At 46.2% G+C, this 24582-nt stretch carries 30 protein-coding genes; 19 read left to right on the top strand and 11 right to left on the bottom strand.

The window, feature by feature from the left end; all coding sequences use genetic code 11:
* On the top strand, positions 1 to 650 hold a 650-nt coding region (locus Q8J68_RS08100), incomplete at its 5' end, for a TrkH family potassium uptake protein (protein WP_305311020.1).
* Between the two features lie 61 nt (positions 651 to 711).
* Here Q8J68_RS08100 and Q8J68_RS08105 read toward each other — a convergent pair.
* The 8 genes from Q8J68_RS08105 to Q8J68_RS08140 form a co-directional block, all read right to left on the bottom strand.
* Positions 712 to 1926, bottom strand: coding sequence for an NAD(P)/FAD-dependent oxidoreductase (locus Q8J68_RS08105; protein ID WP_305311021.1), 1215 nt, complete (start codon positions 1924 to 1926; stop codon positions 712 to 714).
* Positions 1923 to 2096, bottom strand: coding sequence for a 4Fe-4S binding protein (locus Q8J68_RS08110; RefSeq protein ID WP_305311022.1), 174 nt, complete (start codon positions 2094 to 2096; stop codon positions 1923 to 1925). Before Q8J68_RS08110 ends, Q8J68_RS08105 begins: the two co-directional genes overlap by 4 nt.
* A 125-nt stretch (positions 2097 to 2221) precedes the next feature.
* Complete coding sequence (gene cofC, locus Q8J68_RS08115; protein WP_305311023.1) at positions 2222 to 2854, bottom strand: 2-phospho-L-lactate guanylyltransferase; 633 nt, start codon at positions 2852 to 2854, stop codon at positions 2222 to 2224.
* Complete coding sequence (cofH, locus tag Q8J68_RS08120; RefSeq protein ID WP_305311077.1) at positions 2851 to 3921, bottom strand: 5-amino-6-(D-ribitylamino)uracil--L-tyrosine 4-hydroxyphenyl transferase CofH; 1071 nt, start codon at positions 3919 to 3921, stop codon at positions 2851 to 2853. Before cofH (Q8J68_RS08120) ends, cofC begins: the two co-directional genes overlap by 4 nt.
* A gap of 8 nt (positions 3922 to 3929) precedes the next feature.
* Complete coding sequence (gene cofH, locus Q8J68_RS08125) at positions 3930 to 5048, bottom strand: 5-amino-6-(D-ribitylamino)uracil--L-tyrosine 4-hydroxyphenyl transferase CofH (protein WP_305311024.1); 1119 nt, start codon at positions 5046 to 5048, stop codon at positions 3930 to 3932.
* Between the two features lie 78 nt (positions 5049 to 5126).
* Entirely contained in the window at positions 5127 to 6113 is a 987-nt protein-coding gene (gene cofG, locus Q8J68_RS08130; RefSeq protein ID WP_305311025.1) for a 7,8-didemethyl-8-hydroxy-5-deazariboflavin synthase subunit CofG, read from the bottom strand.
* Between the two features lie 82 nt (positions 6114 to 6195).
* A complete protein-coding gene (locus Q8J68_RS08135; protein WP_305311026.1) occupies positions 6196 to 7482 on the bottom strand; it encodes an NAD(P)/FAD-dependent oxidoreductase in 1287 nt (428 codons plus the stop codon).
* A gap of 1 nt (position 7483) precedes the next feature.
* On the bottom strand, positions 7484 to 7639 hold the full coding sequence (locus Q8J68_RS08140; protein ID WP_015054470.1) for a DUF362 domain-containing protein: 156 nt from the start codon (positions 7637 to 7639) through the stop codon (positions 7484 to 7486).
* A gap of 212 nt (positions 7640 to 7851) precedes the next feature.
* Between Q8J68_RS08140 and Q8J68_RS08145 the strand changes: the two genes are divergently transcribed.
* The 16 genes from Q8J68_RS08145 (at position 7852) to fpoO (ending at position 19886) form a co-directional block, all read left to right on the top strand.
* Entirely contained in the window at positions 7852 to 8313 is a 462-nt protein-coding gene (locus tag Q8J68_RS08145; RefSeq protein ID WP_305311027.1) for an Lrp/AsnC family transcriptional regulator, read from the top strand.
* A gap of 73 nt (positions 8314 to 8386) precedes the next feature.
* On the top strand, positions 8387 to 8812 hold the full coding sequence (locus Q8J68_RS08150; RefSeq protein WP_305311028.1) for a DUF22 domain-containing protein: 426 nt from the start codon (positions 8387 to 8389) through the stop codon (positions 8810 to 8812).
* A 13-nt stretch (positions 8813 to 8825) separates the two neighbouring features.
* Positions 8826 to 9332 (top strand): hypothetical protein, encoded by a 507-nt coding sequence (locus tag Q8J68_RS08155; protein WP_305311029.1) that lies wholly within the window; start codon positions 8826 to 8828, stop codon positions 9330 to 9332.
* Between the two features lie 371 nt (positions 9333 to 9703).
* Complete coding sequence (gene fpoA / locus Q8J68_RS08160; protein WP_305311030.1) at positions 9704 to 10093, top strand: F420H2 dehydrogenase subunit FpoA; 390 nt, start codon at positions 9704 to 9706, stop codon at positions 10091 to 10093.
* Positions 10084 to 10611 carry a F(420)H(2) dehydrogenase subunit B gene (fpoB, locus tag Q8J68_RS08165; protein WP_305311031.1) on the top strand — a complete coding sequence of 176 codons (528 nt, stop codon included), beginning with the start codon at positions 10084 to 10086 and terminating at the stop codon, positions 10609 to 10611. Before fpoA ends, fpoB begins: the two co-directional genes overlap by 10 nt.
* Before the next feature lie 9 nt (positions 10612 to 10620).
* Positions 10621 to 11097 carry a F420H2 dehydrogenase subunit FpoC gene (fpoC, locus tag Q8J68_RS08170; protein WP_305311032.1) on the top strand — a complete coding sequence of 159 codons (477 nt, stop codon included), beginning with the start codon at positions 10621 to 10623 and terminating at the stop codon, positions 11095 to 11097.
* 9 nt (positions 11098 to 11106) lie between these two features.
* Complete coding sequence (gene fpoD / locus Q8J68_RS08175) at positions 11107 to 12231, top strand: F420H2 dehydrogenase subunit FpoD (RefSeq protein ID WP_305311033.1); 1125 nt, start codon at positions 11107 to 11109, stop codon at positions 12229 to 12231.
* 5 nt (positions 12232 to 12236) lie between these two features.
* Complete coding sequence (gene fpoH / locus Q8J68_RS08180; protein ID WP_305311034.1) at positions 12237 to 13262, top strand: F420H2 dehydrogenase subunit FpoH; 1026 nt, start codon at positions 12237 to 12239, stop codon at positions 13260 to 13262.
* 5 nt (positions 13263 to 13267) lie between these two features.
* Positions 13268 to 13711, top strand: a complete 444-nt coding sequence (gene fpoI, locus Q8J68_RS08185; RefSeq protein ID WP_015054480.1) for a F420H2 dehydrogenase subunit FpoI — start codon at positions 13268 to 13270, stop codon at positions 13709 to 13711.
* Positions 13696 to 13974, top strand: coding sequence for an NADH-quinone oxidoreductase subunit J (locus Q8J68_RS08190; protein ID WP_015054481.1), 279 nt, complete (start codon positions 13696 to 13698; stop codon positions 13972 to 13974). The genes fpoI and Q8J68_RS08190 overlap by 16 nt, the downstream gene beginning before the upstream one ends.
* Positions 13964 to 14266: a F420H2 dehydrogenase subunit FpoJ gene (gene fpoJ, locus Q8J68_RS08195; protein ID WP_305311035.1), complete on the top strand. Its 303-nt coding sequence runs from the start codon at positions 13964 to 13966 to the stop codon at positions 14264 to 14266. Before Q8J68_RS08190 ends, fpoJ begins: the two co-directional genes overlap by 11 nt.
* Positions 14263 to 14565 carry a F420H2 dehydrogenase subunit FpoK gene (gene fpoK / locus Q8J68_RS08200; RefSeq protein ID WP_305311036.1) on the top strand — a complete coding sequence of 101 codons (303 nt, stop codon included), beginning with the start codon at positions 14263 to 14265 and terminating at the stop codon, positions 14563 to 14565. Before fpoJ ends, fpoK begins: the two co-directional genes overlap by 4 nt.
* Before the next feature lie 3 nt (positions 14566 to 14568).
* The gene (gene fpoL / locus Q8J68_RS08205; protein WP_305311037.1) at positions 14569 to 16581 is read left to right on the top strand and encodes a F420H2 dehydrogenase subunit FpoL; all 2013 of its coding nucleotides are present in this window, start codon (positions 14569 to 14571) and stop codon (positions 16579 to 16581) included.
* Entirely contained in the window at positions 16581 to 18062 is a 1482-nt protein-coding gene (fpoM, locus tag Q8J68_RS08210) for a F(420)H(2) dehydrogenase subunit M (RefSeq protein WP_305311038.1), read from the top strand. The genes fpoL and fpoM overlap by 1 nt, the downstream gene beginning before the upstream one ends.
* Positions 18063 to 18065: 3 nt before the next feature.
* Entirely contained in the window at positions 18066 to 19517 is a 1452-nt protein-coding gene (gene fpoN / locus Q8J68_RS08215) for a F(420)H(2) dehydrogenase subunit N (protein WP_305311039.1), read from the top strand.
* Complete coding sequence (gene fpoO, locus Q8J68_RS08220) at positions 19518 to 19886, top strand: F420H2 dehydrogenase subunit FpoO (protein ID WP_305311040.1); 369 nt, start codon at positions 19518 to 19520, stop codon at positions 19884 to 19886.
* 113 nt (positions 19887 to 19999) lie between these two features.
* On the opposite strand, the gene Q8J68_RS08225 is transcribed toward fpoO, so the two are convergent.
* The gene (locus Q8J68_RS08225; RefSeq protein ID WP_305311041.1) at positions 20000 to 20293 is read right to left on the bottom strand and encodes a DUF2795 domain-containing protein; all 294 of its coding nucleotides are present in this window, start codon (positions 20291 to 20293) and stop codon (positions 20000 to 20002) included.
* 63 nt (positions 20294 to 20356) lie between these two features.
* Complete coding sequence (locus Q8J68_RS08230) at positions 20357 to 20611, bottom strand: DUF2795 domain-containing protein (RefSeq protein WP_305311042.1); 255 nt, start codon at positions 20609 to 20611, stop codon at positions 20357 to 20359.
* Between the two features lie 326 nt (positions 20612 to 20937).
* Here Q8J68_RS08230 and Q8J68_RS08235 point away from each other — a divergent pair, with 326 nt between their 5' ends.
* Together Q8J68_RS08235 and Q8J68_RS08240 are read left to right on the top strand one after the other, a co-directional pair.
* Positions 20938 to 21864: a hemerythrin domain-containing protein gene (locus Q8J68_RS08235; RefSeq protein WP_305311043.1), complete on the top strand. Its 927-nt coding sequence runs from the start codon at positions 20938 to 20940 to the stop codon at positions 21862 to 21864.
* Between the two features lie 193 nt (positions 21865 to 22057).
* Positions 22058 to 23113 carry a PRC-barrel domain-containing protein gene (locus tag Q8J68_RS08240; RefSeq protein WP_305311044.1) on the top strand — a complete coding sequence of 352 codons (1056 nt, stop codon included), beginning with the start codon at positions 22058 to 22060 and terminating at the stop codon, positions 23111 to 23113.
* 78 nt (positions 23114 to 23191) lie between these two features.
* On the opposite strand, the gene Q8J68_RS08245 is transcribed toward Q8J68_RS08240, so the two are convergent.
* A complete protein-coding gene (locus Q8J68_RS08245; protein ID WP_305311045.1) occupies positions 23192 to 24493 on the bottom strand; it encodes a GntP family permease in 1302 nt (433 codons plus the stop codon).
* Positions 24494 to 24582: the final 89 nt, after the last annotated feature.

Consider the following 24582-nt stretch of genomic DNA (forward strand, 5'->3'; position numbering starts at 1 on the left):
TGAAGGACAATGAGTTCAAGTTCTACACTGCTATTATACTTATAGCGACAGTTATTTTGACCTTCTCTCTTTGGAAAGATATGGGTCAGTCTGTCGGGACCGCATTCAGGTATGCTGTATTCCAGGTCGTCTCCATTATCACCACTACAGGCTACGCTTCTGCGGACTTTGATATATGGAGTGACTCTGCGAGGATCGTGCTGCTGGCTGTCATGTTCATAGGCGGATGTGCAGGATCCACAGCAGGCGGGATAAAAGTTGTCAGGGTCCTGCTCTTATTGAAATATGGAAGAAACGTCCTTTTTAAATCCCTGCATCCCAAGGCTATAAAGCCTGTGAAATATAATGGGAAAGCCGTCCCTGAGGATATCATGCATTCCATAGTATCCTTTGTTGTCCTCTACATGATGATATTTGCAATATCTACAGGAATCCTGGCTCTTATGGGAATGGACCTGATAAGCTCCATCACTGCATCCATTACAACATTGGGAAACATCGGTCCCGGGTTCAATGCTGTCGGCCCGATGGCTAACTTTGATGTAGTTCCGGATCTCGGCAAACTCCTGCTGATAGCTAACATGTGGATAGGCAGGCTTGAGGTATTCACAGTAATAGTGATGCTGACGCCTGAGTTCTGGAAAGACTGAACTTTATATATAATTTTAATCAAAAAATACATAAAAATGTGTGATCGGCATTAATTGCCGGTCAGCGTTCAAAGTCCAATTCGTATTTGACCACATTCTTGAACAGCACTCTCAGATCCCACAGAAGCTTCTTGTTCGCCTTGAAAAGAGCGTAAAGCAAATCAAGCAGGCTCATGCTCGAGAAATTCACACCTTCCAGTGAGTGAGCAAGAGAGTCAATCTCCTTGTCCGTAAAACCGGTGAAAATGTCCTTAACTATCAGGCTGTTATCGATATCCATGCCTATTTTCTGGCGCCACTTTTTTTCATAAAGTCCAAGTGTTGCTGTTGAGACATCGTTCTTTGAAATGGCCTCAAATGCAACCTCACCTGCCATCTTGCCGGCTTCCATGGCGTTAATTATACCGCCTCCGGTAATGGGGTCTGACTGCCTCGCTGCGTCTCCCACAAGCATCAGTCCGTTAGCGATTGTCTTGTCGATACTGCCACTAACTGGTACTCCGCCTACATCTATCTCAAGTACTTTCGCATCAGGGAACTTTTTTGCCACAAATTCCTTCAGGTAATCAATTGCATGCTTCTTTCCAGATTTGCTTCCGAGAATGCCGATACCTACGTTGGCGAGACCTTGTCCCTTTGGGAACACCCAGATGTATCCGCTGGGCGCTATCTCGTTTCCCAGATAGAAATAGCAGTAGTTCTGGTCGATACCTGTGCCGCTCATCAGGAACTGGGCGCATGTTTCGATATCTTTTGGCTTTAGTGAGGTGTCGATGCCTGCCCATCTTCCTACTTTTGACTCAACACCATCTGCACCGATGACCACCTTTGAACGAATCTCCCTCTCTTCTCCGAGGTGCATCAGTTTGACACCTCTGACAAAATGATCTTCTATGATGAGGCCTGTTGCTCTTGTCTTGACCATTACATCTGCGCCTGCTTTTGCGCTTTCACAGGCAAGTGCCCGGTCAAAGATCTTGCGCTCCAAAACGTAGCCGACCTCTCCTCCTGCGATTTCCTCTGCCATCTCGATCATGGAGCCGTCAGGTGAAAAAATACGTGATCCCTTTACGTCGGCACATATCCAGCGGTGGTCAGGTTCAATATGCTTCCGCAGCCACACCTTGCTGACTCCCTCTGCACACCTGACAGGGTCTCCAATTTCCTGCCTTTTCTCGATCATCAGTACACTAAGACCTTTCTCAGCTGCAGCTTTAGCAGCACTCGATCCTCCAGGTCCTGCCCCTATCACAATGACATCGTACTGGTCTTTCATCTGGACACCTCAATGGCTCCTACCGGACAGATCTTGGCGCATATCCCGCAACTTGTGCAGCTGTCATCCACCTCGATCCAAGTTTCGACCAATTCAAGCGCACCGGGGAGGCACACACTTACACATGCACCACAGTATCCGCATTTGAATTTATTCACCTTGATGGTCATTTATTATCACCTGTGTTAATGTAATGTTTTTCATAATGGGAATTATATATAAGCTCTCTTCCGGCAGAAAACCGGATATGGCATGAGGTTATCCTATATGGTGGAAGGGTTACAAATACTTTACATCACTGTAGGAGTTCAAGCCTGGCCCTGGATTTGCCGTTCCCTTCAATTCCGAATTTGCTGTCGACATAGACTTTTGACAGGCCATGTCCGTGAAGCATGACCTCTACAAGGTCATTAGGTTCATCTATATCGGTGCTCAGCAGGAATGAATCATATATGTGGACAGACTGTTTCATATCTTTTGCTATCATGCAGTGTCTAAGAAAGCTGGAATCATAATAGCTGACATAGAATTTACGGGGATTCCTGATAAAGAGAACATTAGTACCTCCTCCTTTCCCAGGGACGATCACCAGGTCCTTGTCTATTGATGCTATCTCTTTTATGTGCATGGGGGATACCAGTGGAAGATCTGCCATTATGATAAGGACCGGCTCACTGATGGTCTCAAGGTATTGGTTGATAGCCTCATTAAGATCGTGTTCACTGAAAAGAATGTTCGCTCCAAGGTCATTCGGGACGCCGTTGCTGGGGGTTGTGAGTATGTCGATATTACTGACACCTGCCTCCCTCAGGCTACCGACGACATCCCTAAGCATTAATTCCACAAAATGTTCCCGTTCCCTGATGGATAATGCGGGGGAGAGCCTTGATTTTGCATTTTGCTTTTTGTAGGGGATGAGTGCTTTCATCTGCATTCCTCATAGATGGCGTTCCTTCTTTTTGGTATCCTTCCGCTTTCCCTGATAATCCATTCAAGTTCACTTGCAGGAGTATATTCTCCGTTGCTGCCCCCGGAAGCGGTAGTTATGTGATCTTCCATGAGGGTTCCACCAAGGTCGTTGGCACCACTGAACAACGCAACCTGTGCAAGCTTTGTGCCCAGTTTCACCCACGGAGCCTGTATATTGTCAATATGGTTGTTGAGGATGATCCTGGAAATGGCAAACAGTTGAAGGTCTTCAATACCGCCGGTCATGTACTGCCCTCTTTCCATCATACTCTCTCCTATCCTGTTGTTATAAGGCATGAAGGGCATGGGTATGAACTCTGTAAATTCTCCGGTCTGCTCCTGTATGCCACGTATCAGGAAAATATGCTCCAGCCTTTCCTTAATGCTCTCTACATGCCCATACATTATGGTCGCGTTGGTGCGCAGGCCGATTCCATGTGCCGCCATTATGGTCTCAACCCACTGGCTTGTGCTTAGCTTTTTAGGGCATATTATATTACGCACTCTGTCCTCGAGAATCTCCGCAGAAGTGCCTGTAAGCGTGCCAAGTCCACTCTCCTTCAAAAGCATCATTGCCTCTTCAACAGGCATCCCTGCCTGACCGGCAGAATAGAATACTTCCATTGGTGAGAGGCCATGAATGGTCATCCCTGGATACTCTGAGCTGATAGCTTCAAAAATGTCAAGGTAGTAGTCAAGTTTAATGTCCGGGTTATATCCTCCCTGCACACAAACTTCAACTGCACAGGCATCATTTGCAAGCTTGACTTCATGGAGTACCTCGTCCCTGGAAAGGATGTGGCCTTCATTCTGCTGGAATGCACAGAATCCGCAATTCCCGATGCATCGGTTTGTCAGGTAGATGTTCCTGTTAACCACATAGCTGACAGTGTCACCAACTGCATCATATCGTATGTCATTCGCAAGGCTGAAGAGATCAAAGGGATTAGCATCCAGCAGTCTCAGGGCATCCTCATACCCGACTTCTCCGCGGCGGGCATCTTCTATAATGTCATCAGGGAGCAAAGTATTCCTCAGACGGTCCTTATATTTACTTTCCCCGGGCTCGCTGCATCGAACATCTTGGTGTAGACCGTGTTCCTTTGCTTTGGCTGCCTTCCTGCTGTCCGGATGAACCATTCAAGCTCCTGGGCTGACATGAATTCTCCGTTGTTTGCTCCTGCAGAACGGGATATCTTCTCTTCCATGAGCGTTCCGCCAAGGTCATTGGCGCCGCAGAATAAGGCCACCTGGGAGAGCTTCTTGCCTAATTTCACCCAGCTTGACTGGATATTCCTTATATGGGTGTTAAGTATTATGCGTGCAAGGGCGTACATTTTCAGGTCTTCCATGCCAGGAGTGACATACCTTCCGGACCTTAACATTTCCTCGCCTATCTTATTATTGTAAGGCATGAAAGGCAAAGGTACAAATTCGGTGAATCCACCAGTCTGTCGCTGTATATCCCTGATAAGCATCATGTGCTCTATTCTTTCTTCCATGGTCTCTATATGCCCGTACATCATGGTGGCGGTAGTTGGTATGCCTGTCCTGTGAGCTTTTGTTATTACATCCGCCCACTCCGCAGTATTGAGCTTACCGGGACATATTATTTTTCTCACTCTGTCTGAAAGTATCTCTGCTGCTGTTCCGGGCATCGAGTCAAGGCCAGCTTTCTTCAGTTCAAGGAGTGCGTCATCAATTTCCATGTCGCTCTGTCTTGCGGCATGGTATACCTCCATGGGCGAAAAGGCATGAGTGCTTATGTGAGGGAATCTTTCCTTTACTGACTCAATGATACTAATATAAAATCCAAGGTCTACGTCCGGCAGCAGTCCTCCCTGGATGCACACTTCAGTGGCTCCGAGTCGGTCTGCTTCTTCAACCTTTTTCAGTATCTGTTCAGTACTGAGGATGTATCCTGAATTATCCTTAAAAGCGCAGAAACCGCAGTTACCAATGCACTTGTTAGTGAAATTAATATTACGGTTCACAATATAGGTTACAATATCCCCGACAGTCTCATAGCGTAACCTGTCAGCAAGTTCAAAGAGTTCGAAAGGGTGCGCCTGCAGAAGGGAGAGTGCTTCTTCCTTTGTAGTTCTTCCCGCAAGAGCATTTTCAATTACATCGTCACTTAAAGTCGGTTTCATGTAGTTCTCCGGTGTGTGCCATGTTCAGGTTAGACACTATTCTTCTGATTTATCCCCCTTATACATTGCAGCACCATTTCAAACTTTTCGGTATCCTTCTTCATCGGAGAGGGACAAGATAAGGTCTTTTAGCTGGTCGCTGTACCAGCCATTCTTTATATATTTAGGATATATCGGAAGCCTTTCCCTTAATGGGATGCCTCTTACCATATGCCTTAACTTTTCAATGCCAGGCCAGTTTGCTTCCGGATTTATCCAGTCGATGGTTGTAGGAGATATCCCGCCAAGATCGCGTGCTCCGCACTGTATGAGGATGTAAGGGTCAATAAGATTGGGTGCGACCTGTATTGCAACATCCTGTGGAAGTATTTCGCTTGCTATCAATACTGTCTGCATCATTTCCTCATCGTTTGGCGAGGGACAGTCTGCCATGGGGGTATCTTTTTTTGGCATGAAGTTCTGGATGATCACTTCCTGGATATGCCCGTATTTCTCGTGCAGTTCTGCTATTGATTGCAGGGAGTTTATCCTGTCATCCAGTGTTTCACCGATCCCGATAAGCATGCCTGTGGTAAAAGGGATATGAAGCTCTCCTGCATAGCTCATTGTCTTTAGCCTGGCTGCGGGTTTTTTACCCGGACTGTTGGCATGTGCACTAAGATCCGCAGTGGTTTCAAGCATGAGTCCCATGCTCGCATTTAACGGCCTGAGGGCCTCAAGCTCTGTATAGTTGAGAACTCCTGCGTTGGTATGAGGCAGAAGGCCGATGTCAATTGCAGTCCTGCATAGGTCGGATACATACTCAAGAGTAGAAGAAAACCCTGTCCCTGAGAGCAATTCCATATACCCGGGGACTTCTTCCGCGTATTCACCAAAAGTAAAGAGCACCTCTGTGCATCCTGCCTTTTTTCCTTCTGTCAGCAGGGGAATGATCTCTTCCTTGGTCATCAGCCTGGATTTCGGGTCATCCGGAGAGCGTCTGAAAGTGCAATAACCGCACTCATTTCTGCAGATATTGGTGACCGGTATGAAGACGTTGCGGCAAAAAGTTATAAATTCAGGCATCTTTAATCAATGAATACAATAACATCTACATAAGTTTAATTGAATGGGCTGTATCCATTTAACAGCCACATTCCAAATCAACTTATGCCTTGCTTAATATCTCCATCATAGTGTTTTTCACGCCCAGGGCCACACCTTCGACCTCTATGCCACCCTTGCCTTTTGCACCATCCCCGACAACAAATAGATTGGGCATGGGTGTCAGGTTCTTCAGGTCAGCCCCTGAGGGTGCCCTGTTTACCGGCCATTCGTTCGAGTATGACTGGATAAGAAGCACTTCATACTCCTTGCCGGCAAAGATGTCCTGCAGATCCTCAAGCCCAAAACTTATCTCCTCTTGCAGGTTTCCAAGGTCTTTCCAATGGACGCATTGATGGGACATTATCAGGTGCTTTCCGGGCGGTGCAAGACTGGGATCGATATTGGTGACCTCGTTTATTCCATTCACTCTCTTTGCATAGGGTGTGAGCATGACTCCACCGTGGCCTATAAGGGGTTTTTCAGATGAGAGGCATATCTTGATACCGGCAGATGGTTTCAGTTCATCTGCCATGTGGGCGTAATTCTGAAGTTCCTTGTTGGTATCACCACTATTAAGAAGGCTTGCTGTGGCTACATGCCCTATATCACTGATAATAATGTCGGCATTATGCTCTGTGCCATCAACTATCACTCCTGTTGCTTTCCCGCCGGCTGTGGTTATTGCCGTAGCTTCTGTGGATGTATTTATAACTCCGCCGTGTGCATCTATTACTGCAACAAGGGCATCTGTGATGCCTTTACATCCTCCGATAGGAACGCCTGAACCTCCATAGCGGTAAAGGTTCTCTATTATCTCAAAAGCTTCTTCGGCTGGCACATCTGCCGACCTGAGGCTCAGAGCCCATCCAAAGAAGGCATCAGAAATCCTGTGTGTCCAGTCCTGTTCTATGTGTTCTGTACACCATTGTGCAAATGATATCCCTTTAGGAGGGTTTTTCCGGGTAGTTATTACATAAAACACAAGCTTAAGGCGATTGATCAGGGAGAAGGGCACTTTAAAGTCCTCGAACAGGAGATCCCTGTGGCCGAATTTGTAGTCAGTATCTCCTCTTCTGCGAGGTACTCTTATTATAGCAGAAGGTTTTGAACGGACTATCTCCACGTCTGCACCAACTTCTTTCAATAACTTTGCGAGAGGACCGGCCGGTCCGTGCGGAATCATGTGCAGTGCACCCGTGGTCAGTTGAAATCCATGGTACGGTATGTTTGTGAACCTTCCTCCGACAATGGGGAGACGCTCAAATACCTCTACCTCGTATCCTTCTCTTGAGAGCTTCGCTGCACTCAATAGTCCTCCAAGTCCGGCACCGATAACAATTGCCTTCATTTTATCCCTCTATTGCCTTAACAGGACAGTAAGCTGCGCAAACACCGCATTCAACGCATTTTTCACCAATGCTTGCGCTACCCTTCACCAGAATAGCATCAAATTTGCAAAATGCTGCACATTGACCGCATCCTACACAGTTCTCGTTCACTTTCATGGTTTTCACCGTTTTTTCTTTTAGTAACAATCTCAACTGTAAAAATGTTATTGTCTATACTATTTATGTCCATTTTGCCTGGAATGAGCATTCTTTGTCTTTCGGGTGCAGAAAATGTCAGAATGACGTATTTACTTTTGCATCTCTTAATTTCTTTCCTTCAAAGCACAAAAACAGAAAAATATATTATTAACATTGGATATTTAATCTCTATGGATGAGGTAGACATTGCTATATTGGAACGTCTCTCCGAGAACTGCAGAATGCACAGCACTGTGATAGCGAATGATCTTGGTGTGGCTACTTCCACTGTGCATAAAAGGATAGATAAGCTTCACAGCTCAGGTATCATCAAGGAATTCACTATCAGGGTAGACCCTTCTGTAGTCGGGTTCAATATCACCACTTTCATCGGGATAAACATAGAGCCGACAAAAAGGACAAGCGTGATAGAGAGTTTAAAACTGATCGATGATGTGCTTGAAATATATGAACTGCTTGAGCCATATGATCTGCTTTTGAAAGTGCAGACCTTTGATGTGCATACTCTCAAAGAGAACGTATTGAACAATATAGCCGGCATAGACGGTATTAAAAAGTCTTACAGCATCCTGACGACCAAGTGTCATAAGGAACGCTCTCTTTCTATCCGAAAAAGAAGCACACACATGTAGATATCATGAATAATCATGATAGTTATCCGAAATGCATTTATATTATTGCATGATACTTCATTTTGGTGATCGAATGAAAGAAGAAGTTGTCCGGGTAGTGTGCAGGAATAATGGCGAACTTGTATGCAAGATGGTCAAGGCAGCAACTTACGAATTCACACTTGCCACACGTGCTAAATGGGAGATGGTCATCTGTGACGAAGACACCAGTGTCCGTGCCGGGGAGTTCAAAAGGGTGAATGTCAAGGAAATCTATCTGGAGCCGGATATGGTTGCTATGCCCTGCACCTTCACGCACCATGCTGTTGTTTCGCTGATGAAAGTGGGCACAAAAGGAGGTGCGAAGCCTGTGGATAACGAGCGTATAATCAATTATGCCTACATCTTGGGCCAGGAGACAGGCGAGGTCAGGAAAGGCGACCTGCTGGCGGTACTCAATATCTTTCCAATAATGTTCACCCGGGAAGCCATGACGCCTAAGGAAGTGCACGGACTGTAGGAGGTGGCAGAGTATGAACACCTGTCTTATATGCGGTGATATGCAGGATGCCAGGCATTATGCAGGTTACAATATATGCACTGCATGTGCCGATGTCATGGAAGATATCATGGGCGAGTATTTTGTGAGGACTATATGGAGAAGCGAACCAAAGGCTCACGAAGGTTACCTGAGTTACCTTGACCGCACGACCAGATATATATCGGATTATAAGAAACTCACAAAAAGATCCGGCCAGTACACAATGAATGTCAGTAGCAGGATCCCGGATGCCATGCAAAGCAATTCCGGCCATCCTTCCAGACAGCGCTACTTTGAGTATATGCAGAAGGTCCTTGACTGGCTTGCAAAGACACCTGAGTTCTATCATTACTATTTCAAAGAATATTATGTCTGCCCATCATGCGGGTCTTCGATATTTGAAAAATACGTCCGGCATAACATCGGGGAGTGGCTTGTGGTCTCATGTTCTAATTGTGATACTGTGATCAAAAAATACTATTCTCCAAAGCAGGCCTGAGTCGCATCCTGTATGGATTCTGGCAATAGCCCTAACTCGCCGCAAAATTGCTCTTCTTTCTTACTTTCCTCTAGGGAAATTACTGGGTGTTCCAGTCTGGTTTTGGCATTCTTCAAGGGCGACTTGACAAAGGCTATCAGAAAAGTTATGCTTTTTTCTGGAATGCTGCTCTGGAGCCCTGGAGCCTGAATTGCCACAATTTAAATATGATGAATTATTATCAAGTAGTAATCAACTCGCTCTATTGAAAAATATATCAAAAGATATGTTTTGTTTCGTCAAGGTTGTAAATGCGCGTATACGAAAAAAATTACACGGAAGGTGTTTTATACCTATAATCTCTCTACGTAATAACTATCAGGAGAATCGTTATGTCTGGAATAATCGATATAAGTAACATAATATACAGTTACATACCGGTTGCAATCATCCTTGTTGTGGCACTCATGATGCCTCCTCTGACTATGTTCCTTGTTAAATCTTTAAGCCCAAGGAACAAATCGGCGGCAAAATACGATACATACGAGGCTGGTTCCATCCCTATCGGGGATGCAAGGATACAGTTCAATGTCGAATATTATCTTTATGCCATTGCTTTTGTTCTATTTGATATCGCAGTCCTGTTCCTTTATCCGTGGGCCATGATCTTCCAGGGTCACGGGATCACTGAGATAGCAACCGTTGAAATGCTGGTCTTTGTTTTTGTTGTATTGTTTGGCTACGTGTACCTGTTGAAGAAGGAGGCCCTTAAGTGGCAGTAGAGCAATCCGATTATGAGGAAGTCCCCGGTGTAATACTGACTGACCGTAACGCGATCAGCGACTTCCTGAAGACTACTAAGGCTCAGGATGTTCTCAACTGGGGCAGGAAGAACTCGCTATGGTTCATGGTGAACGCAATGGGATGCTGTGGTGTGGAGCTGCTCTCCACGGGCATGGCACATTATGATACCGATCGCTTCGGTATTATCCCAAGGAACTCTCCAAGGCATGCAGATGTGCTCATTATCAGTGGGTATGTAACTAAGAAATATCTGCCTGCGCTCAAGAAGATATGGGACCAGATGCCTTCACCAAAATGGGTCATAGCCTTTGGGGATTGTGCCATCAGTGGAGGCCCTTTCTACGAATCTTACAGCACCCGGCAGAATGTGGATGAGATCTTCCCGGTCGATGTTTTCGTGCCAGGTTGCCCTCCAAGGTGTGAAGCCTTGATCCAGGCGTTCTTTGAGCTGCAGAAAAAGATCGAAGCAAAGCAGGATAAAGGCACGGAGTATTGAGGTGATTCAATGGATGCTAATACAATGATAGATTCACTTTCAACCCAGTTCCCGGATGCTATCTATGATACAAAAGTGGAATCCAAGATAAGGATCATTGCCAAAGTGAAGCCTGAAATCATAACGGATGTGTGCAAGTATCTCAAGGAAAACCTGTCTTTCGGGCATCTGTGCTGTGAATTCGGCGTTGATTACCCCGGCAGGAATGAGATTGAAGTGGTGTACGTTATAGGCTCTTATGACCATTCGGTAGTACTTACCCTAAAGGCTATCCTTCCAAGGGACAATCCCGAGATCGAGTCTGTTGTGCCTGTGTTCTGGAATGCCAACTGGTATGAAAGAGAGACATACGAACTGTTCGGTGTGAAGTACCTTAATCATCCGGACCTGAAGCCTCTTGTGCTTCCGGAGGATATGCTTGGCGAATGGCCTCTCAGGAAGGACTATAAAGGCTTCCCAAATAAAACAGCTAAGAACCTGGTGTGAGGATTTATTATGGACGAAAAAGTTGGACCTTCTGAAATGATAGTACACCTCGGACCGCAGCACCCTATGATGCCTGGACCATTCAGGCTTAACGCTAAACTGAGGGGTGAGACGGTTGTAGATTCCGAGGTGGAGATGGGCTGGATCCATAAAGGGATCGAAAAGATACTTGAAAATAAGACATACCTCCAGGGCATAACAATTGTTGACAGGATATGCTACCTTGCGGCACTAACTAACGAGGAAGCATACGTTGGATGTGTTGAGAAACTTGCAGGTATCGAAGTACCCCCGAGAGCACAGTACATTCGTGTTATAATGGAAGAGCTTTCCAGGATACAGAGTCATCTGCTTGGTATGGGAGAATATGCTTCCTTTGTCGGTTTTGTGAGCATGTTCATGTACACGATCAGGGACAGAGAAGATGTAATGACTCTGATGGACTCTGTTACCGGGGCACGTGTAACGCACAGTTTCCTGCGGTTTGGCGGTGTGAAGGACGACCTGCCTGAAGGGTTCAAGGATGATGTGAAGCGTGTTTTCGCGAGCCTGAGGAAAGCTGTCGATTCCTATGAAGAACTGTACAGCTCGGATGAGATCTACAAATCAAGGACAGTGGGTATCGGTGTGCTTACTGCGGAAGTGGCAAAGGATATCGGAGTTTCCGGTCCGCCGCTGAGGGCAACAGGAGTTGCTTTCGACATACGCAGGGATGAACCATATCTTGTCTATCCTGACCTGGATTTCAAGGTGTGCGTTCAGAAAGCTGGTGACGTCTACGCAAGAGTGCAGGTACGTCTCGATGAGATGCGTGAGAGCATGTACATCATTGAACAATGCCTTGACCAGATCCCCGATGGACCCTTATTCCCGGAGGGAACAGCCTATGGCCGCAGGACACCTGTTATGAGAGTGCCTGCCGGAGAGGTGTTCCACCGTGTGGAGGATCCAAGAGGCGAAATGGGATTCTACATGATATCTGACGGTTCTGACAAACCTTACCGTGTTAAGATAAGAGGTCCGGTATATCCCACCTTACAGGGACTGCCCCCTCTGATCAAGGGAGTCAGGGTCGCCGACATCGTGGCAATCGCCGGAAGTATGGATACATGTACAAGTGAGGTTGACAGGTGAGCATTATGGAATTACCGGAAATCCTATTCAATCCTCTTGTAAGAGGTATTATCGGCATTTGCCTGATGAGTGCCATATTCCTTGGTGCTATGGCCGCAGTCTGGTTTGAGCGTAAACTATCAGCCGACATCCAGCAGAGATATGGTCCGATGAGGACAGGTCCTCACGGATTACTACAACTGGTGGCAGATGCCATCAAGCTGTTCACTAAAGAAGACATTATACCCAGGAACGCTGACCGTTTGCTTTTCGTTGCAGCACCTATTATGATGATGGGTTCTGTTTTCCTTATGCTTGTTGCTATTCCTTTTGGTGCGATAATCATCAATGGTAATACTTATCCGATAGCTGCCACCGATATGGACATCAGCATACTGTACATCGAAGCTGTATCTGCTATCTCCATCATAGGTATCTTCATGGTCGCATATAGTTCCAACAATAAGTATTCCCTTCTTGGTGCGTTCAGGAATTTTGCACGTATGATCGGATACGAGGTTCCGTTGGGTATCACTATCGTCAGTGTCGCTATCATGGCAGGCTCACTGAACATCGTGGAAATAGCACAGGCTCAGCACCCTCTGTGGTTCATTTTCAAGCAGCCCATCGGATTTATCGTGTTCTTCATTGCGCTTATGGCTGACATGGGACGTCTTCCCTTTGACCAGAACGAGTCTGAGGAAGAGCTCATTGCAGGATGGATCACTGAATACACTGGTATGAGGTTCGGTCTTGGGTTCTTTGCAGAATACATCCACCTTATCCTGGGTTCAATGCTTGTTGTGCTGCTTTTCCTTGGCGGCTGGAACCTGCCTGCAGTATTGACATCCAACAATATCCTTGGAATAATCCTGCCGACAGTCTTCTTCCTGCTGAAAGTGGTTCTTGTGATGTTGTTCATCATCATGCTCAGGTGGGCTGTCCCACGGTTCAGGATCGATCAGGTAGTAGACATTAGCTGGAAAAAGCTGCTCCCCTTAGCCCTTCTCAACCTGGGCTGGGTAATTGCACTTGGACTGCTGGGAGTGTGAAAGAAATGGTTATCAAGAACATTATTAGAGCCGTTAAGAACATCTATTTCGGCCCCACGGTAACAAGGATGTGTCCGGAAGTACCCACAAGACTTTCAGACAGGTTCAGAGGTCTGCAGAAGCTTGATAAAAGCAAATGCATAGGCTGTGGAATATGTGCAAACACATGTCCGAATAATGCTATAAAAATCGTAAAGGCAAGAGTAAGTCCTACAAGTGACAAAAAGAGATGGTTCCCTTCAATAGATATCGGACACTGTCTCTTCTGTGGCCTCTGTATTGACCAGTGTCCTCAAGAGGCATTGGAAAACAGCAAGGTGTACCTGACTGGTATAATCCGCTATGATCACTGTGACCTCCTCTTTACGCCTGATATGTTGGCAAGAGAAGTTGATATCAATGCTGAGAAAGAAGCAGGCAAGGAGGTGAGCAGATGGACACCTCAATAGGCACAATACTACATCTGGCTGTCTTTGCAATACTGGCAATAGCAGCAATCATGTTCTCGTTGTTCGTAGTGACCGCAAAGGATGTTGTCAGAGCAGCGTTGTCATTAGTATTTGCTATGTTTGTCATTGCAGGTCTGTACATCCTGCTCAATGCCCAGTTCCTTGGTGTCGTCCAGGTGCTGGTCTACATAGGAGCTATTGGAGTACTCATACTGTTCGCTGTAATGCTCACGAAAAAGGAGTTTGGTACAGATGCTGAATAAACAGTTTACAATAATGCAGATCATCACTTCAGTATACAGGTACTTCAAGCCGCGTATCCTGGGAATGATTGTTGCATTCCTGTTCCTGGCTATTGTGATGGTCTCTGTCATCGGGACCAGCTGGCCCACAGTCGATCAGCTGCCGCAGAACCTGGAAGACCCGAGTAACATTGAAGGTATCGGACTGTTGATATTCACTCAGTTTGTCGTGCCTTTTGAGCTACTCTCTATCGTGCTGCTTTCAGCAATGATCGGTGCTATCTATATTGCAAAAGGGGAGGCTGGCAAATGATCCCTATCGAACTCTACATTGGACTCTCTGTTGTCATATTCTCAATAGGCCTTTACGGCTTCATGACACAGCGCAACGGAGTCAGGATGCTGATGTGTGTGGAACTCATGTTAAACTCTGCAAACATCAACCTTGTGGCGTTCTCAAGCTACCATGGGAACCTTACAGGACAGGTATTTGTTCTGTATGTGATCGCACTGGCGGCTGCAGAGGCTGTAGTAGGCTTTGCCATACTGATGTCCATCTTCAGAACGAAGGACATGATCGATCTTGATAAAATAAACATCCTGAGGTGGTAAAAAATGGCAGTAGGCGATTATGCGTTACTAATACCACTCTTACCCGCACTGGCTTTTGTGCTCACCTTCTTCCTTGGGAAGAAACTGCCAAACGGCGGTGCGATCATACCTATCGTAGCAATTGCTACATCTTTCGTTATCTCCCTATTGATCACATTAGGCCTGCTTCAGAATCCTGAACAGGTGATAAACCAGTCAGTTACCTGGTTTGCAATGCTTAACCTCGGAATACTTGTGGACCCGCTTGCTGCGGTCATGCTGACAATGGTTACATTCGTCAGCCTGCTCATCCACATCTATTCAACAGGTTACATGTCACATGACAGGGCCCAGTACAGGTACTTTGCAGTGACTTCACTGTTCACGGCTTCAATGCTGAGCCTGATCATTTCAGATAACATCCTGCAGCTCTTCGTTTCATGGGAGCTTGTGGGCCTGTGCTCATACCTGCTTATCGGGTTCTGGTATCAGAAACCTGCAGCTGCAAGTGCAGCCAAGAAGGCTTTCCTGACCACCAGGATAGGCGATGTGATGTTCCTTGCAGGTATCGTTGTGCTTTTCTCGGACCTGTTCAGGTTATACAACGGTTCCATTCCTGAAGGTGTATTCATACTGAAGTTCGATGAGATCTTCAGCCAGATCCCGCAGCTTGCTGCAATGAGCACTCCTATTCTGGGTTTCCAGGTAAACCACCTTACATTGATAACACTGCTCTTCCTGGGTGGTGCGATAGGCAAGTCCGGTCAGTTCCCTTTGCATGTGTGGCTCCCTGATGCAATGGAAGGTCCGACAACGGTTTCCGCTCTCATCCACGCTGCAACAATGGTCACAGCAGGTATCTATCTGGTAGCAAGGACATTCCCGATGTTCATTGCAGCCCCCGACTCACTCATGGTGGTTGCTTACATTGGAGCCTTTACAGCCATCTTTGCAGCAACCATGGGTATCGTGATGAATGACATGAAGCGTGTGCTTGCATACTCCACGATCAGCCAGCTCGGGTACATGATGCTTGGGCTTGGCCTGGGTGCAGTGATAGGTGCTGAGGCAGTCGGAATCTCAATGTTCCACCTCATCAACCATGCATTCTTCAAGGCTCTGCTCTTCCTGTGCGCAGGCAGTGTAATCCACGCAGTGGCCACCCACGACATGAGGCAGCTTGGAGGCGTTGCGAAAGTAATGCCGATAACAGCAGCAACAATGATAATTGGAGCCCTGGCACTCGCAGGAATTGGTATCCCCGGTACCTCTATTGGTTTCAGCGGTTTCTTCAGTAAGGATGCTATCATAGAGGCAGCATTCCTTTTCGGTGAGAACGGAGGTGGCTGGGTGTTGTATGCACTTTCAATTGCAGCAGCCCTGCTGACGTCTATCTATATATTCCGTCTGATCTTCATGACCTTCTTCGGTAAGCCACGCACTGCATACGGCGGTCATGAGGCCCATGCGTCCATGACTCTCCCTCTTTCCATACTTGCGATCCTTTCACTGGTATTCGGTGCTCTTACCATGGAAAGGTTCAACACCTTTGTCAGCGAGACGTTCGTCAACAATTTTGTACATATGGATATCCCGGCGCTTGCAGAACTTGGAGGATACCACCTTGCATCACATGCCGGACATGAGCCTCTCATAATACTCTGGATGCCTGTCATCGTCGGAATTGCAGGTTTGCTCATCGCCTACCTGATATACGGTCTCAGGGTCGTTAACATGGACAGGCTCGTCTCAAGGACCAATCCCATCTACAAACTCCTCTACAACAGGTACTACCAGAATGCTATCCTCACAAACTTCCTTTCAATTAAGGTCGTCTATGAGGGACTTGCTTTTGCAGGACGTGCCGTTGACACAGGGTTTGACTGGATCGTCAACTGGATCGGTGACGTCACTATCGATACAGGTGACGCTCTGCGCCAGCTACAGACAGGTGTTGTACAAAACTATGCAATGGTCGTAATTACAGGAGTAAGCCTCCTCGTAATACTTATTACAGTGGTCATGGAGGTACTCTGATGTTATTATCAATGATAGTGCTCATACCTCTGATATTCGCAGTATTGACACTACTCACAAAAACAAGAGAACAGGCAAGAGTAATGGCCCTGATTGCCACTGTATCCGTCCTGTTGCTCACAGTATACACGTACTTCAATTTTGACAGTACGACAGCCGCAACGCAGTTCGAGGAATTTTACTCATGGGTACCTTCCCTGGGCATAAGCTACCATCTGGGAATTGACGGAATATCTCTTCCATTGATACTTCTCAATGCAATAGTTATGCCAATGCTCATTCTCTTCACATGGAATGACGACAGGAAAGCACCCAACAGGTTCTATTCCCTCATACTGATAACACAGGGTGCTGTCCTTGGTGTGTTCTGTGCACTGGACTTCTTCCTGTTCTACGTGTTCTGGGAACTGACACTTATACCGCTCTTCTTCATGGTGAGTATATGGGGCGGTCCAAAGAAACACTACGCATCGATCAAGTTCTTTATCTACACCCATGTAGCATCACTTGTAATGCTTCTGGGCATATTCGGTCTGTACTTTGCAGCATGGGAAACAACCGGAACCCCGAGCCTTAGCATCCCGCACCTGCTCGCCCAGTTCCAGTTCATAGAATCCGGGATTACAAGGGACCTGATATTCCTTGCACTGCTGTTTGGTTTCATAGTCAAGCTGCCAGTGTTCCCGTTCCACTCCTGGCTACCGGATGCATACACAGAAGCGCCTACCGCAGGAAGCGTGCTCTTTGTACTGCTCAAGATCGGAGGATACGGTATCTTCAAGATAATGCTCCCGATGCTGCCATTCACAGCATCACCAAACCTGATGATAACTATAATGGGAGCTCTTGGTGCAGTCAGCATCCTTTATGGCGCTTTCCTTGCGCTAGCGCAGAAGGATCTCAAGAGAATGGTCGCTTACTCAAGCCTTAGCCACATGGGCTATGTAACATTGGGTGCAGCCGGTCTTGTATCCCTCTCCGTTTCAGGTGCGATGTTCCAGCAGTTCTCCCACGGACTGATCATGAGCATAATGTTCATGTCATGCGGTGTTATCAATAAGGCTACAGGCACAAGGATTATCAACGAGCTTGGAGGCCTTGCGCAGAGAATGCCGAAACTGGCTGTCATCATGGTGCTTGCATTCATGGCTTCACTGGGACTTCCGGGACTAACCGGCTTCATCGCCGAGTTCTCTGTGCTTGCAGGCAGCTTTGTGAACCTGCAGGGTTATGTGGTGATCGCATTGATGGCAATAGTCATAACTGCAGCATACCACCTGTGGGCTCTTCAAAGGGCTATGTTTGGTGTCTATAAAGAAAAACTGGGTAACGTGGTCGATATCAATGGGTACCAGACACTCGCAATGGGTGTTATTGCCATACTGATCTTGTACTTCGGACTCAATCCAAGCCCGGTGCTTGATATGATGTTAACGAATTCAGAACATATAATTGGCCTGATGGCCGGCATGGGGGTGTAAAAAATGGATCTTATGCTTTTTGCACCTGAAATAACGATGGTTGTCACAGGCCTGGCTGTACTGCTTATAGGCCTGTTCCTTCCTGTAGAATCCAAGAAAGTACTGGGTTACCTTGCAAGCCTTGGTATCATTGCAGCGCTATACTTAACTATAGCAAGCCTTGGAACAAATGCACTGGCCTTCTACGATACCTTATCTGTTGACGCTCTTTCGCAGTTCTTCAAGATAGTGTTCCTTGTAGTGGCTCTGCTCTTTTCCATAGCATCCATCAAGTATACCGAAGGTAGTGCTCATGTAGAGGAATTCTATGTGCTGGCTATATTTGCCACTATAGGGATGATGTTCGTGGCATCCGCCAACGACCTTATGGTGCTTTTCGTGGCATTTGAGCTTGCAAGTATCTCGACCTACGTACTCGCAGGTTTTGAGAAGAAGAACCCGCAGTCTCTTGAAGCTGCAATGAAATACTTCCTTATAGGTTCCCTCTCAGGTGCATTGATGCTCTTTGGTATCACCTTCCTTTATGGTGTTACGGGAACAACAAGCATACCTGGTATCGCAGCCAGTGGAGCAGCTATTGCAGCAAGCCCCATCGGGATCATCTCTGTGGTGCTTCTGATCGCGGGTATGGGTTTCAAGATAGCTCTTGTGCCTTTCCACATGTGGGCACCTGACACATATCAGGGTGCACCTCCGCTTGTATCTGCCCTGCTCGCAGCGGGATCCAAGAAGATGGGTATTGTGGCAGCCTTCAAGGTTTTCATAGTTGCCCTTATAGCACTCCAGGTACAATGGCAGATAGCATTCGCCGTCCTTGCAGTCATAACAATGACACTCGGAAACGTAGCGGCCCTTTCCCAGACAAGTGTCAAGAGAATGCTTGCATACTCTTCACTTGCACAGGCCGGTTACATCACAATGGCATTTGTTGTTCTCACACCAATGGCACTTGGCGGTGGCATACTCTATGCGCTGTCCCACGGCTTCATGAAGGCCGGAGCTTTCATAGCAACAGCTGCTGTCGTCTACATGGTACTCTCCGGGAACAAGGATGCAAAGGATCCGGACCATATTGACAACTTCAAAGGCCTTGGGCAGAGAATGCCTGTCACTGCGCTCTCAATGACGATATTTGTGTTTGCACTGGCAGGCATACCGCTCACAGCAGGTTACATGAGCAAGTTCGTATTGTTCTCCTCGACCATCCAGGCAGGGTTTGCATGGCTTGCGGTCATAGCTATAATTAACAGTGCAATCTCACTGTTCTATTATGCAAAGATCGTGAAATACATGTACTTCCTGCCTACCGAGGGAACAAAGGTATCAGAACCGCTTCCATACACCATTGCCCTTGTTGTGGCTGTAATTGGTGTGCTTGCGATTGGCTTCTGGCCTGAGCCCTTCATCTACTGGGCAATGGAAGCTGGGAAAGTATTACTTGCAGGAGGAATTTAAATGGCAGACTGTGATCTTTGCGGAGTAGCCCTCCCGACACTTATCCCTGTTAAGGTGTACAAACCTAAGTTCGTTCAGTCCTATCCTCAGGGTATGTGGCAGGGTCTTTGCGACCAATGCGTAGGTGCCGCAATAATAGCAAGCGAGGAGCATGCCAGGACCGGCACATGCGGAACTGCCGGTACATGTCAATTGTGTGGCTCCATTGAGCGCCTGTATGATGTGCCTATCATCAGGCCATCTTTTTCCAAGGGTTCAGAAAAAGATACTGCTTATCTCTGTAAGAGATGCCTCACTTCCATAGGGCAGGCCAAAGCAGAATGGGACCATGATAAGGCTACACACTCGCATGAACATATAACACACTGAGTCAAGTGGCCAGTTAGTGATCCGGTATAAGCCGGATCTTCTTTTTTATTGTAGAACTTCACGTTCAGTATATTAAATGATGGGAAATAAATATGTTAAAATTAGAAGACCTTTTATCTCTCTTCCCTTTCCATACAAAAATAGTCATTGCCTCTGGTCACAGCATCTTCTTTTAAATTTGCTGGTAATTCTTCCTTTGATGCTTTAGGGTATTGACTGCTTCCTGATGTGAACTCCTGCTTTAGGTCCCTTACGGTGATGTAACGTCTGTCTGAGATGTCCTGCAGGTCAGATATGACAGTTTCAGGAGCATTATGCTTCCTGGCATAATCAAGTATTTCCTGTTTCTTCTTAGGATAATCCATTCCCTGTAACGCTTCCTCAACAGCAGCAGCATTGCTTCTCATAAGCTCACCTCCAAACTTAAAGGGTGGGCTATAAAGAATAACAACGATTTTCCCATATCTGTTCTATTTCTCATTCTTTCCCCCCGATGAATCATCATCCTCCACAGATTGCCTGACTGCGCCTGATCGTCTCCCCTCCTGGAACTGATCTCTGATGTCAGATGGGCTATCATACACTCGATCCGATATATCCTGGAGATCTTCCATAATGTCCTCTGGAAGATTATGGCTTTTGGCGTAGTCGGGTATTTCTTCTTTCCTTCGCGGATAGTCGACGTCTTCCAATGCTGCCTGTATTGCAGCTGCATTGCTCCTCATAGTTTCACTTCCCCTTTGTTAAAGGTATTTCCCCATGTACTATATTCTATGTAGTATAGATAAATGCTTTTACAATACTGTCATACGGAATAAAGCAGCGTCTAAATCAATCGAAAGTCATGCCGGTATTTATGGTGCTTATAGTCTCCAAGGAATCCTGTTAGTTGCCTGAATGTCTTTGTTATTATCTGGCATGGCTCTTCAATGTAGTTTGATTCCGTTCCTAAGTTCTCATATTTCGCAATACTTAAATAAACTCCAGTCCCATATTACTTGGGGTAGGCAATACATTGCATCATATTGAAAATTAAAGGGGAGTGATAACTGTGGCTGTACCAGAGATGTTGTCAGTTAGTTCTATGGAAGGAGACAAAATCGTAAACGAAAAGGGTGAAAACCTTGGAGATATAAAAGATGTAATGATAGACATGCAGACAGGGTCTGTTGCTTATGTCGTGCTATCTTTTGGCGGTTTCTTAGGCATGGGGAACAAGTTATTTGGCGTTCCGCTTGAGACTATGACAAAGAAACCGGATGAACATGCTTTCATTCTGAATATTGATAAAGAAAGGCTTGAAAATGCTCCCGGATTTGATAAAGACCACTGGCCTGGAACCGAAGCTGGAGGGTCCTATGGGGAATACGTTACAAATGTGTACGATTATTATGGATATGAATGTCCCTACAAGGAAAATATCTACGGAGCGGGAAGAGGGGACCAGGAATTTGAAGAACCAGGCGGAAGAACATTAATAGACCCTCTGGGAAAAGCCAAAGCAGAGAGGGTCCATGCTCGCGATACGGCAGAATGCACTGTTGCAGGCGAGCCTGGTGATATATACAGTATACTCAAGAACGAGCATGACCGGGTACTGAACCTGTTCGATGAAGCCATTAATAATCGCTCAAAGGACACTTTTATGCAGATAAGGGACGAACTTAACTCTCACATGAGTGGGGAGGAAGAAGTCCTTTATCCTGTATTAAGAGACAGGGACAGGACTCATGATGTTGCTATGGAAGGCTACCAGGAACATCATGTTGCAAAGCTGCTGCTCTCGGAACTTGAAGTCATGGATGAGAAAAGTGACATGTGGGTACCGAAGATGAAGGTGCTGAAAGAAACTGTCAGGCATCATGTAAAAGAAGAAGAGAAGCAGATGTTCCCTGGTGCACAGAGAGAGATGAGCAAAAGTGAATCTCAGGAAGTTGCACGAAAATACTTGGACTTCAAGAACCATTACAGGGTATGATCACATACCCTTTGTATTTAGTTCATGATGTTTAAGATTATTTTTTAAAGGCATGATCATATAGATGAACTATCTTTTAGGAACAATTTCCCGGCACTATGATTCACAGTTCTTATATAAAGTCGGGTCCCATGTTATACTGGTGAGGTTAAATCAATTGCCTCATATCGAAAATTAAATGGGAGTGTTATGCGTGGCTGTACCAGAAGTACTATCTGCTACTACAATTGAAGGGGATAAGGTTGTAAACGAAAAAGGTGAAGATCTTGGGAACATAAAAGATATAATGATCAATTTGGAGGATGGATCAGTATCTTATGTTGTACTGTCATTCGGAGGGTTCTTAGGACTTGGGGATAAATACTTCGGAGTGCCCTGGAAGGCAATCCACAAGGATCCGGGCTCGCACAATTTCATATTGAATGTTGAAAAAGAAAGACTTGAGAATGCTCCCGGATTCGACAAGGATCGCTGGCCAGGAACGACGGATGAAGCTCACCGTGAATACGTAACAAGCATTTATGACTATTACGGATATGAGCAGCCCATGATCAGAAGAGGCACAGTTAATGAGGAAACAAGGGCACGGACTCATCTTGAGGAACCTGTGGTCATGTCCGGCAACGAATATGAGGAGACTTGGAAACGGAGCGAAAAGCGTGAGCCGGCAACTATGGGCGCAGAAGAAACAATGGCTGCATCACGCCAAGGAGAGATCATCGGTGCTGACACTACTGCCGGTATGGCTTCTTCAAGGACCACTGTCGTGAAAGAAGGCAGTATGACCCGTGAAAGCTATCCGAACACACACCGGGAGATATACCAGATACTCAAGGATGAACATGACAAAGTATTGAGCCTGTTCGATGAGGCTATCCGGAATGGTTCAAGAGATACCTTTATGCAGATAAAGGATGAACTTGACACACATCTAAACGGAGAGGAAGAACTCCTGTACCCGGTGCTTAAAAAAGAGAACAGGACTCATGATATCACCATGGAAGGCTATCAGGAACACCATGTTGCGAAAGTTCTGTTATCAGAACTGGATTCAATGAGTGAGAAAGATGAGATGTGGACTTCCAAGCTCAAGGTCCTGAGGGAGAACGTGAAGCACCACGTAGAAGAAGAAGAGAAAGAGATGTTCCCGGCTTCCCGGAAGGTTCTTAGTGAACAGAAGGCAGGAGAGCTTGCAGAACAGTATCTTGCTTTCAAGGATAAATACAGGGCTGCTCACGGCAGAAGATAAGGCCTATAAGCATAGAAAAATGCAGGGATAGTATATCCCTGATCTTTTTTACTTTTTTGTTAATAAAAATCTTCATGCTCAATAGAATGCATAGTAGATTATACTGGTTATTGCCATGCTGGCGATTCCCATAACTATTCCTCCCATGGTGTACGTCTTCAATATTTCGGGTGTTTCCATATCGGCGAGGTCCCCTAATATCCAGAAGAAGGGATCATTAAAGTGAGAGATAAGGAACGTTCCGGAAGCCATTGAGAAAAGCACTATCTCGGCAGGCAATCCCAGTTGTGGCATAATAGGTATCACTAATGCTGAAGCAACGAATAATGTTACCATTCTTGAGCCCTGCACGGTCTGGATAGCTGCTCCTATAAGGAATGGTATGAACAAGACAGGTACGCTTGAAGTGATCAACATATTGCCAAGTGCTTCGCCAACACCTGCCAGTACGAGGGTTGCTCCAAGAGCCCCTCCTCCACATATATCCAGCATTACCAGCCCACTCCTCCTGATGCCCTTCTCGATCCATGCCCGCACATCAGCAGCGGCGAATTTCCTTGTTGGCAATATCATTGCAACCACAGCCCCGGACATCAGTGCCATGCCAGGGTTCCCTATAAAATAGAACACATCTGCATGTGTGGTGATGCGCATAAGGATAAGTACGACCGGGATGATGATAGGTGCATAGCATGCTACCCTGGTGGGAAGAAGACTCACAACAGCAGGGTCTTTTGCAGGAGTTGTGTATCGGAAATAATCTCCCTTTATATTCATTTTGAATACTTTCATTATGTAAAGATACCCTACCAGTGACACAAACACAGCAATAAGGGTCCCGGTGACCAATACTCTTAATGCACTAATTTCAGTTGTGGGCCCTACGTCCCTTACAAAGGCGTAAATGCCGGGTGAAGGATATACCAGCCCGAAGGAGACCATGGTCCCCAACGCCAAAGCACCTTCCGTCACACCTTTCTTCAGGTTGAGCTTCTCGCTCAGGTCTTTGGCAACAGGGAGGAATATGATGAAGGCCAGTATCAGGCACATCATAGGCACTGCAAACATGAATCCCAACAGGAAGAGTGCCAGTACAGGTTTTTTGAATATCTTTATAATATCATCTGCGATTATCGAGGTGGCACCGCTTCTTTGCAGTATGATCCCGATTATGCTTCCGGCAGTAACGACAATTGCAAATTCCGCAAATATGCTGCTCATGCCTGCTGTAATCGCATCCATTGTTCCTTCGGCCTCACCTGCAAGCAGGCCCACCAGCATAGATGCAGCAATCAGACTCAGGAAGGGATGCACTCTCAAACGTGCGGTAAGGATTAAAATAAAAATCAAAGCTACTATGAAGATAGTTATTGGCCCCATTGATACCCCATCTATTCTAACTTACGCTATGTTATTTAAACCAGATGGCTATCCAAAAAACGTTGCTATTATTTTTGCACTAATACAAA

It is taken from the genome of Methanolobus sp. (genome assembly GCF_030682845.1).
In the GTDB taxonomy this organism is placed as follows: Archaea; Halobacteriota; Methanosarcinia; order Methanosarcinales; family Methanosarcinaceae; genus Methanolobus.

Bases quoted from the DNA above. Each gene is read 5' to 3' on its own strand.
- Q8J68_RS08225 (WP_305311041.1), bottom strand. From the start codon at position 20,293: ATGAGAAGCAATGCTGCTGCTGTTGAGGAAGCGTTACAGGGAATGGAT.
- fpoA (WP_305311030.1), top strand. From the start codon at position 9,704: ATGTCTGGAATAATCGATATAAGTAACATAATATACAGTTACATACCG.
- Q8J68_RS08140 (WP_015054470.1), bottom strand. From the start codon at position 7,639: ATGAAAGTGAACGAGAACTGTGTAGGATGCGGTCAATGTGCAGCATTT.
- Q8J68_RS08230 (WP_305311042.1), bottom strand. From the start codon at position 20,611: ATGAGGAGCAATGCAGCTGCAATACAGGCAGCATTGGAAGACGTCGAC.
- cofC (WP_305311023.1), bottom strand. From the start codon at position 2,854: ATGAAAGCACTCATCCCCTACAAAAAGCAAAATGCAAAATCAAGGCTC.
- fpoM (WP_305311038.1), top strand. From the start codon at position 16,581: ATGTTATTATCAATGATAGTGCTCATACCTCTGATATTCGCAGTATTG.
- fpoI (WP_015054480.1), top strand. From the start codon at position 13,268: ATGGTTATCAAGAACATTATTAGAGCCGTTAAGAACATCTATTTCGGC.
- fpoH (WP_305311034.1), top strand. From the start codon at position 12,237: ATGGAATTACCGGAAATCCTATTCAATCCTCTTGTAAGAGGTATTATC.
- Q8J68_RS08150 (WP_305311028.1), top strand. From the start codon at position 8,387: ATGAAAGAAGAAGTTGTCCGGGTAGTGTGCAGGAATAATGGCGAACTT.
- cofH (WP_305311024.1), bottom strand. From the start codon at position 5,048: ATGAAACCGACTTTAAGTGACGATGTAATTGAAAATGCTCTTGCGGGA.
- fpoD (WP_305311033.1), top strand. From the start codon at position 11,107: ATGGACGAAAAAGTTGGACCTTCTGAAATGATAGTACACCTCGGACCG.
- Q8J68_RS08145 (WP_305311027.1), top strand. From the start codon at position 7,852: ATGGATGAGGTAGACATTGCTATATTGGAACGTCTCTCCGAGAACTGC.
- cofG (WP_305311025.1), bottom strand. From the start codon at position 6,113: ATGCCTGAATTTATAACTTTTTGCCGCAACGTCTTCATACCGGTCACC.
- Q8J68_RS08110 (WP_305311022.1), bottom strand. From the start codon at position 2,096: ATGACCATCAAGGTGAATAAATTCAAATGCGGATACTGTGGTGCATGT.
- Q8J68_RS08245 (WP_305311045.1), bottom strand. From the start codon at position 24,493: ATGGGGCCAATAACTATCTTCATAGTAGCTTTGATTTTTATTTTAATC.
- fpoO (WP_305311040.1), top strand. From the start codon at position 19,518: ATGGCAGACTGTGATCTTTGCGGAGTAGCCCTCCCGACACTTATCCCT.
- fpoC (WP_305311032.1), top strand. From the start codon at position 10,621: ATGGATGCTAATACAATGATAGATTCACTTTCAACCCAGTTCCCGGAT.
- Q8J68_RS08190 (WP_015054481.1), top strand. From the start codon at position 13,696: ATGGACACCTCAATAGGCACAATACTACATCTGGCTGTCTTTGCAATA.
- fpoK (WP_305311036.1), top strand. From the start codon at position 14,263: ATGATCCCTATCGAACTCTACATTGGACTCTCTGTTGTCATATTCTCA.
- Q8J68_RS08135 (WP_305311026.1), bottom strand. From the start codon at position 7,482: ATGAAGGCAATTGTTATCGGTGCCGGACTTGGAGGACTATTGAGTGCA.
- Q8J68_RS08105 (WP_305311021.1), bottom strand. From the start codon at position 1,926: ATGAAAGACCAGTACGATGTCATTGTGATAGGGGCAGGACCTGGAGGA.
- fpoL (WP_305311037.1), top strand. From the start codon at position 14,569: ATGGCAGTAGGCGATTATGCGTTACTAATACCACTCTTACCCGCACTG.
- Q8J68_RS08155 (WP_305311029.1), top strand. From the start codon at position 8,826: ATGAACACCTGTCTTATATGCGGTGATATGCAGGATGCCAGGCATTAT.
- fpoJ (WP_305311035.1), top strand. From the start codon at position 13,964: ATGCTGAATAAACAGTTTACAATAATGCAGATCATCACTTCAGTATAC.
- fpoN (WP_305311039.1), top strand. From the start codon at position 18,066: ATGGATCTTATGCTTTTTGCACCTGAAATAACGATGGTTGTCACAGGC.